We start from the raw sequence: 7226 nt of genomic DNA, 5'->3' as shown, positions 1-7226 counted from the left end.
CTTTGCTTTTGTGTGCCGGATTCTTCCGTCTGGCTGCACGGGCAGAGCTCTTCGCCGCTTCCGCCGACGACGACGAGCCGCGCGAGCGACTTGTGATGCTAACCACAGGGAGAATTCTCTCGGGCATCGTCAGTCGAAATGGTGGTGGATATCTCGTCGAACAACCTAACGGGCGGCTTCAGATTGGGAACGATGAAGTGCAGTTCGTTGTGGACAACCTCAACGAAGGATATCGCAAACTTCGCGACAGTGTCGTGCATCCTACACCCGCTACGCATATCGACCTCGCAACGTGGTGTGTTTCTCATCGGCTGTACGATGAAGCGCAGGATGAGCTCAAAAAATGTTTGAAAGCCGATCCTGAGAATGAACAGGCCCGGCGGTTTCTGCAGCGTCTGACGGATACCATTCGGATCAATACCCCTCCTAAGGGACTTCCGACAACGTCACCGCGAAAATCATCAGAAGGATTTTTGCAACCGGCTGCCGAATCACTGGGCGGGTTGTCCAAGGAGTCGGCGACTCTATTTACCTCCCGCATTCAGCCTCTGCTGCTGAATAAGTGTGGAAATGCTTCCTGCCATGGCGTCACCACTGCCAGCGAGTTTCGTCTATACCCGGCCCGGATCGGCGGCAATGGCTCGCGTCAGACGACCGAGAAAAATCTGGCAGAGGTTCTGAAGCAACTGGATCTGGACGATGTTGCTCGCAGCCCTTTGCTGGAACCGACTCGAGCCAGCCACGGGGGACGGGGAACGATTTTCGTCGGACCCGCCGCTGCGGAACAGATGAAACTTCTGAAAGCCTGGGCCGCTGCTGTCGCCAGAGAGAAAAATCCCGACGCGCGTGACAGCGATCAGCCTGCTTCCATGGCAGGATTCAAGTCGAAAAGAAAATCCACTAAACGAATTGCTCAGGTCGTTCATGAAGCCGACGTATTGAAATCTTCATCCGTGAGCGATGACGTTTCCGAAGACGATGACGATGTAGCACCAGCAGCAGCGACAGATCTGGAGGTCGAAGGCGACTCTTCGGAATCACTCGCTTCCAAAGGGACACGGCCCCGTGAATTAGGAGCAGAGTCGAGCGAAGCAAAAGCGACTCCCCTGAAGCCGTTCGATGCGTTTGACCCTGAAATCTTCAATCGCAACTTTCGTCGACCGTAGAAACCGCGGATCGGCCCGAACGAACCGTTAATCCACTGAAAGGACTCAAAATGACGCGGCAGCAACCTCGACGAATTGCACACTTCCTGCGGGCACAGCGCTGGATTCCTCTTTGTTTGGTGCTGGTTTGCCTTGTCGGTTGTCAGTCGATGTCGGGGGGCAAATCGAAACAGAAAGACCCTTTCGCAGAGGACAAGTTTTCCTGCGGCGAACTTCACTCGTCCAAGGTGAGATGAGCGATTTCGTCAGGTTGCGGGTTGCATCAGTCGACGCTTAAACTATCCACTTAGCGAATTGCTGAATTGACCCTTTCGCATTTCCCAAGAGGATCGCAACGATGACGAATGTTTCGCGCCGTGAGTTTCTTGAAAAGTCGATGTTTGCCACAGCCGCGACGACGCTGGCGGGTTCGGCTTCCACCAGGTGCTTCGCCCAGGGCGATGCACCCAAGGGCGAGAAACTTCGAGTTGCCGTGGTAGGCATCAAGGGGCGCGGTGGTGCGCACCTGGCTGGATTCGGCGAACGAGACGATTGTCAGATCGTTGCCCTGGTTGATGTCGACGAAACGGTGCTCAATAACCGTGCCGACGAAATCGAGAAAAAGACCGGTCATCGCCCGGCCGTCTTCAGCGATATGCGAAAGTGTTTTGAAGACAAGAGTATCGACATCGTGTCGATCGCCACCCCCAATCATTGGCACTCACTCGCTGCGATCTGGGCCATTCAGGCCGGAAAAGACGTCTACGTCGAAAAGCCGGTCAGTCACAATGTCAGCGAGGGACGCCGCGTTGTCGAGGCTGCCCGGAAGTACGGACGGATCGTCCAGACGGGAACTCAGAGCCGTTCCAACCCCGGGATGCGTGAGGCGATTGACTTCATCCACCGGGGAGGGATTGGAGAAGTCAAACTGGCTCGCGGGCTGTGCTACAAGCCCCGTGGTTCGATCGGTCCAAAAGGAAACTACGATATTCCTGCCAGCGTCGACTACGATTTGTGGTCGGGTCCCGCCGAAATCAAGCCACTCGACCGCAAGTCACTGCACTACGATTGGCACTGGATGTGGGATTACGGCAACGGAGATCTCGGGAATCAAGGGATTCACCAGATGGATATCGCTCGCTGGGGTCTCGGCGAAGCGAACATCGGGAATAGCGTTTTGAGCTACGGCGGTCGACTGGGCTATGAAGATGCGGGCGAAACGGCCAATACGCAGGTTTCGATCCACGAATTCGCCAATGGAAAACGCCTCGTCTTTGAAGTGCGTGGACTGAAGACCGAAAAATACGGGTATCCTTACGAAGAAGGTGGGGAAAAGAAGATGACAGACGCCAGTGTCGGTGTCATCTTCTACGGAACCGAAGGGATCATGGTTGTTCCCAGCTACAACGGCGGAGTTGTGCTGAACCTGGAAGGAAAACCAACCGGAATTAAGTTCCAGGGGGGCAATGACCGGTTCCATTTCGCCAACTTCATCGATGCCGTGCGCAGCCGAAAACACGAAGACTTGAACGCAGACATCGAGGAGGGCCATTTCTCTAGTGCCATGTGCCACGTCGGTAACATTTCTTACCGACTTGGTTCGCCGCACACCGTTAAGGAACTGGCTGGCCAATTGAGTGGCGATTCGGAAGCGCTGGAAACACTCGATCGGTTCCGACAGCATCTGATCGACAACAAGATCGACACTGAGACCACCAAGATCACGGTTGGTCCTCGGCTGTCAATCACGCCTGAAGAGACCTTTACGGGACCTCATGCCGATGAGGCGAACAAGATGCTGACCCGGGAATATCGGTCACCTTATATCGTTCCCAGAACGGAAGACCTTTGAAATTCGTTTCGGCGATCTTTGGTTGAAGATCTCGATCTGGGAAGTCCATCGAACGTGATGTCGGGCGCGAGTCCGGCATCCGTTCGTTTATTACCGCGTCGGTAAGGAACACTGGATCTTGACTCAACTCACCTGCGAACTGCATACGCCTGTGAATCAACGGGGTCGCCTGGAAGAGATCGCGTTTCAATACGGTCAGGCGTATGACAGCTATCTCGCCACAGAAGGGCGCCTCAGGCAATTCTGGCTGAGAGACGGTTCCGCAGTCATTGTGTACGTCCGGTTAGGTCGTTTCGTACATGTTCAGGGAGGGCTTCTCGGGCCCGCATCACAACACCCTGCTCTGTTAAGGGAATTCAAGGCATTTCTGGAGCGGAAGCGGTATCAGGCGACGTTTTACAACGTCGCGGATTCGAACCTTGAACTCTTCCGAAGATCTGGTTTTCAAGTCACCAAGTGGGGCGAAGAACCAATCCTCGATCTTCCTGGCCTGACATGGGGGGGAGGTGATTTTGAGTGGGTTCGGCGACAATCCAATTTCTGTCGGCGGAAGGGGCTGTCGGTCATCGAGTGTTGCCACGACAGCTTTACGCCTTCGGCATGGGCCGAATTGCTGAGAGAGGTTCGATCGATTGCAGACGAATGCCTGTCGATTAAGCCGCAGCGAGGCGACGTGACGTTCTTTAATGGAAGTGTGGCGCCAGAACGTTGGGGCCGCCGCCGTCTCTTCGTCGCTCGATCAGATCACGGGGTGGGGCGAATCGAAGGTTTTCTCATTTGCCTCCCCTACGATGCCGGCAAGCAATACGCCATCGAAACATATCGTCGGCGGCTGGATGCACCCCGGGGAGTGGTCCCCTTTCTGATGCAGCAGGCTGTTGACCATCTGAAGCAAGAAGGGGTGCGGGCCGTTTCGCTATGCCTGTGTCCGGCCGTACGGACCGAGAAACTGGAAGGGGATAGCTGGATCATCCGGCGCTGTCTTCAATTTGGTTTCAACTACGCGTCTCTCTTTTTCGACATGCCGGGCGAGTACCACTTTAAGAGTCGATTCCGACCTCGATTTGTTCCTCGTTACATCTGTCACTGGCCAGAAGCATCCGTCTGGTCGATGTGCTCCCTCATCCAGCTTTCTGGGGCACTTAATCTCGACTTGAACCGCCTGGCGGGGATTCTCTGGCGTCGACTGGTTCGGCCTGTCACACGTAGGAACCTGTCGACTCCAGAGAAGCAGCAACAACCGAATCCAGCTCCCGGTTCGGGGAACCTTTCCCCTCTCGATTCCGCTGTCGGCAAACTTTCTGCCGATTTGGAAAAGACGGGTCTTTCGCCGTAGAACGGAAGCGGTCGAGTGCGCATCCATGGCTTCTCGACTGCAGGGGGCCTGTTGATCTCGTCCTTGCGCAATCGTGGGCTCGCGAAATGACCGCTTCCGTTGCCTTCAGTCTGATAAATCGTCGCTTGCAATCGGCCAGATGACTGGGATTGCGATCATCCGATCGGTAAAGTCTTGCACGTTAATTCAGACTGCGAGAAGGCAAACTGGAGGCAACTACCCCGTGAATTCCGAGACATCGCAAGACGGACGTATCGACGAGATCAATCCAGGGTGCCTGCCCGCCTGGGAACGGGCCGACCTGCCTGAACCGTTGCCATTCGGTCTCGTCAATCTTTTTCGGACAATTGGTCCGGGAGCCATTCTTCTCGCCGCAGCCATTGGAGGGGGTGAATGGATCGCCGGGCCCCTGGCCACGAAAGAGTTCGGCCGGGGAATTCTGTGGATCGCCACTGTAGCAGTCATTCTCCAGACGATATTCAACCTCGAAGCCGTGCGGTACACGCTTTATACCGGCGAACCGATTGTTACCGGCTTTATGCGGCTTCAGCCTGGAAAGCTGTTCTGGGGGTGGTTCTACATTCTGATCGGTGTCGCGCAGCTTGCCACCCCCGCCCTGGCGGCGGCATGCGGAGCAGTCTTATTCGCTGCGATCATGGGGCGATTACCCAACGGCGCAAATGACGTGTGGATTCAGCACATGATTTCCACCGGTGTCATCGTCCTCGCTGTCTTGCTCCTGCTGTCAGGAGAATCGATCGAGCGAGTTCTGGAGCGATTGTCGTGGATCATGATCGTCTTCATTTTCAGCTTTCTCATCGTCGTCAACGCGATCTTTGTACCTGTGTCAGAATCGGTGGCGACGGTTCAAGGCTTTGTGGGGCTGCAACCACGAAACAATAATGTGGACCTGGTGCTGCTGGCGACGTTCGCGGCGACGGCGGGATCAGGAGGGCTCGGTAATCTCGCGATCTCCAACTGGTTCCGCGATAAGGGATTTGGAATGGGGGCCCTGTCGGGAATGTTCGGCAGTGCTCTCGCTGGCGAACATGGCGGGGTCAAACCGATTGGAACAACATTCCCCGTCACGACGGAGAACCTTCGCCGGTGGAAGGTTTGGTGGCGGTATTCGGTACTCGACCAGGTCGCATTGTGGGCGTTCGGATGTCTGCTGGGCATGTTTCTCAATGTCAACCTGGCTGCTGCACTCATTCCCGCAGATGCTGAGCTTCCCGGGATGGCAGCCGGCACCTTCCAGGCGCATTATATGGCCGAGAAGCTCTGGTCCGGTTTCTGGTACCTTGCACTGCTGAATGGGTTCTGGATTCTCTTTTCCACGCACCTGGGCAACACCGATGTGCTGGTCCGCATGGTCTCTGACATCAGTCTTGTTGCGTTTCCGCGGGTACGTCAGTGGCCAGCCAGCCGGGTCTATGCGGTTCTGTTGCTTGTTTTGACTGCGTGGGCCTTGTTCGCCGTTCGCGTCGGAACGGTACTGCAACTGTTTGAGGTGCTCGGTGTCATCGCCTGTCCGATCATGGCGATCGCGGCACTGCAGATTCTGCGAGTGAATACGCGTTTTCTACCAAAAGAATTACGTCCGGCGATGTGGCGGCGGATCGGGCTGCTCCTCTGTTCGCTCGCCTATGGTGGGCTCACGGTCGCCTTGATCATGAAGCAGTTCCGCTAGTCCCGGACGCCTGACCATGGTGACGGAGCAACGCACGGCACCATCCGGCCTATCGGTACGTGACCGCAGGAGCGAGAAACGATTCAGGCCCGAAATGACCGCAAGGCATTTCGGGCCTGATCGTGTAAGGCGCACGTGCAAACCGTTAAATCACCTGAGGGATGAGTTCAATCAGGGTTCTTGATTGATGACGTCAATCATCTCTCGCAAGCGGGCCGAGTCACGGCGGTTGAATCGCAAAGCGATTCGGGGGAGGTCACGTGTGTCGGTGTCCTCCATTTCAAACGAATGCGTATCTGTCCGTTCAATCTTCCCGCCGAACACAATGTCAGAGAACTCGTCGTTGAGTCGAGTCAGCAAATCATCGGTCACCGGCTTTCGTACTCGCAGTACCAGTACATCGCGAATGTACCGCATGCTGTCGTAATTCCGGTAGAAGTTGGCGACTTCCTGAACAGCGACGTTGACGTCATCCGTCAGCTTCACGAGTGACAGATCACGAGGACTGATTAACTGTCGGTCCAGCAGTTCCGTCCGCACGAACTCAAGCCAGTTGGACCAGTAGGTCCCTCCAGGATGTTCGACGCAGATGATCGGCATCATGTCTCGTTTGCCGGTTTGAACCAGCGTCAGGACTTCAAACAGCTCATCCATCGTTCCAAAGCCACCGGGGAACAGCACCACAGCGTGGACTTCTTTCACAAACATCAGCTTCCGCGTGAAGAAGTAGCGAAAGGTGACGAGTTTGGAATCTTTGTTGATGACGGGATTCGCTTCTTGTTCGAAGGGAAGCATGATGTTCACCCCCATCGACATGGCGGTCCCTGCACCTATATGGGCTCCTTCCATGATTCCGCCCCCTGCCCCTGTGACGACCATCCAGCCCAGGTCGGCCATTTGCTTGCCGAATTCGAGGGCGTCCTGGAAGTCCGGGTGAGACGGTGGAGTGCGTGCAGAGCCGAACACCGTGACTTTTCTCACGTTGCGGTAAGGGGTGAAAACTTTAAAGGCGTACCGCAGTTCTTTCAGTGCGCGACTGAGAATCTTCAGGTCACCGCGTGACGCCTGATCGCGATTTAACTTGTCGGCCGTCTCTTTAATCTCTGCGACCAATGTCGCTCGAGCGTCGGCTTCGTAACTCTCGTTGACAAGGGGCGCAACCGGATCCGGCCCGATTGGCGATGTAGAATCAGAACTCATAAA

The 7226-nt window shown here is 55.6% G+C and carries 5 protein-coding genes; 4 read left to right on the top strand and 1 reads right to left on the bottom strand.

Annotated features, from left to right (window positions below):
* The 4 genes from VGE80_RS24320 to VGE80_RS24305 all read left to right on the top strand — a co-directional run.
* Window positions 1-1166, top strand: a 1166-nt coding sequence (locus VGE80_RS24320) for a hypothetical protein (protein WP_440594453.1), incomplete at its 5' end; no start/stop codon positions are given.
* A gap of 337 nt (window positions 1167-1503) precedes the next feature.
* On the top strand, window positions 1504-2997 hold the full coding sequence (locus VGE80_RS24315) for a Gfo/Idh/MocA family protein (protein WP_440594452.1): 1494 nt from the start codon (window positions 1504-1506) through the stop codon (window positions 2995-2997).
* A 118-nt stretch (window positions 2998-3115) separates the two neighbouring features.
* Window positions 3116-4333, top strand: coding sequence for a phosphatidylglycerol lysyltransferase domain-containing protein (locus tag VGE80_RS24310; protein WP_373652176.1), 1218 nt, complete (start codon window positions 3116-3118; stop codon window positions 4331-4333).
* Window positions 4334-4556: 223 nt separating this feature from the next.
* Complete coding sequence (locus tag VGE80_RS24305) at window positions 4557-6023, top strand: Nramp family divalent metal transporter (RefSeq protein ID WP_440594451.1); 1467 nt, start codon at window positions 4557-4559, stop codon at window positions 6021-6023.
* 171 nt (window positions 6024-6194) lie between these two features.
* On the opposite strand, the gene VGE80_RS24300 is transcribed toward VGE80_RS24305, so the two are convergent.
* Window positions 6195-7223, bottom strand: a complete 1029-nt coding sequence (locus VGE80_RS24300) for a TIGR00730 family Rossman fold protein (RefSeq protein WP_373652174.1) — start codon at window positions 7221-7223, stop codon at window positions 6195-6197.
* Window positions 7224-7226: the final 3 nt, after the last annotated feature.

The organism is Schlesneria sp. (genome assembly GCF_036405755.1).
GTDB classification, from domain to species: domain Bacteria; phylum Planctomycetota; class Planctomycetia; order Planctomycetales; family Planctomycetaceae; genus Schlesneria; species Schlesneria sphaerica.
Note: the sequence above shows the minus strand (reverse complement) of the source record. Positions and strands in the feature narration are given on the sequence as shown.

Coding starts and splice junctions, on each gene's coding strand:
- VGE80_RS24300 (WP_373652174.1), bottom strand. CDS start 7,223: ATGAGTTCTGATTCTACATCGCCAATCGGGCCGGATCCGGTTGCGCCC.
- VGE80_RS24315 (WP_440594452.1), top strand. CDS start 1,504: ATGACGAATGTTTCGCGCCGTGAGTTTCTTGAAAAGTCGATGTTTGCC.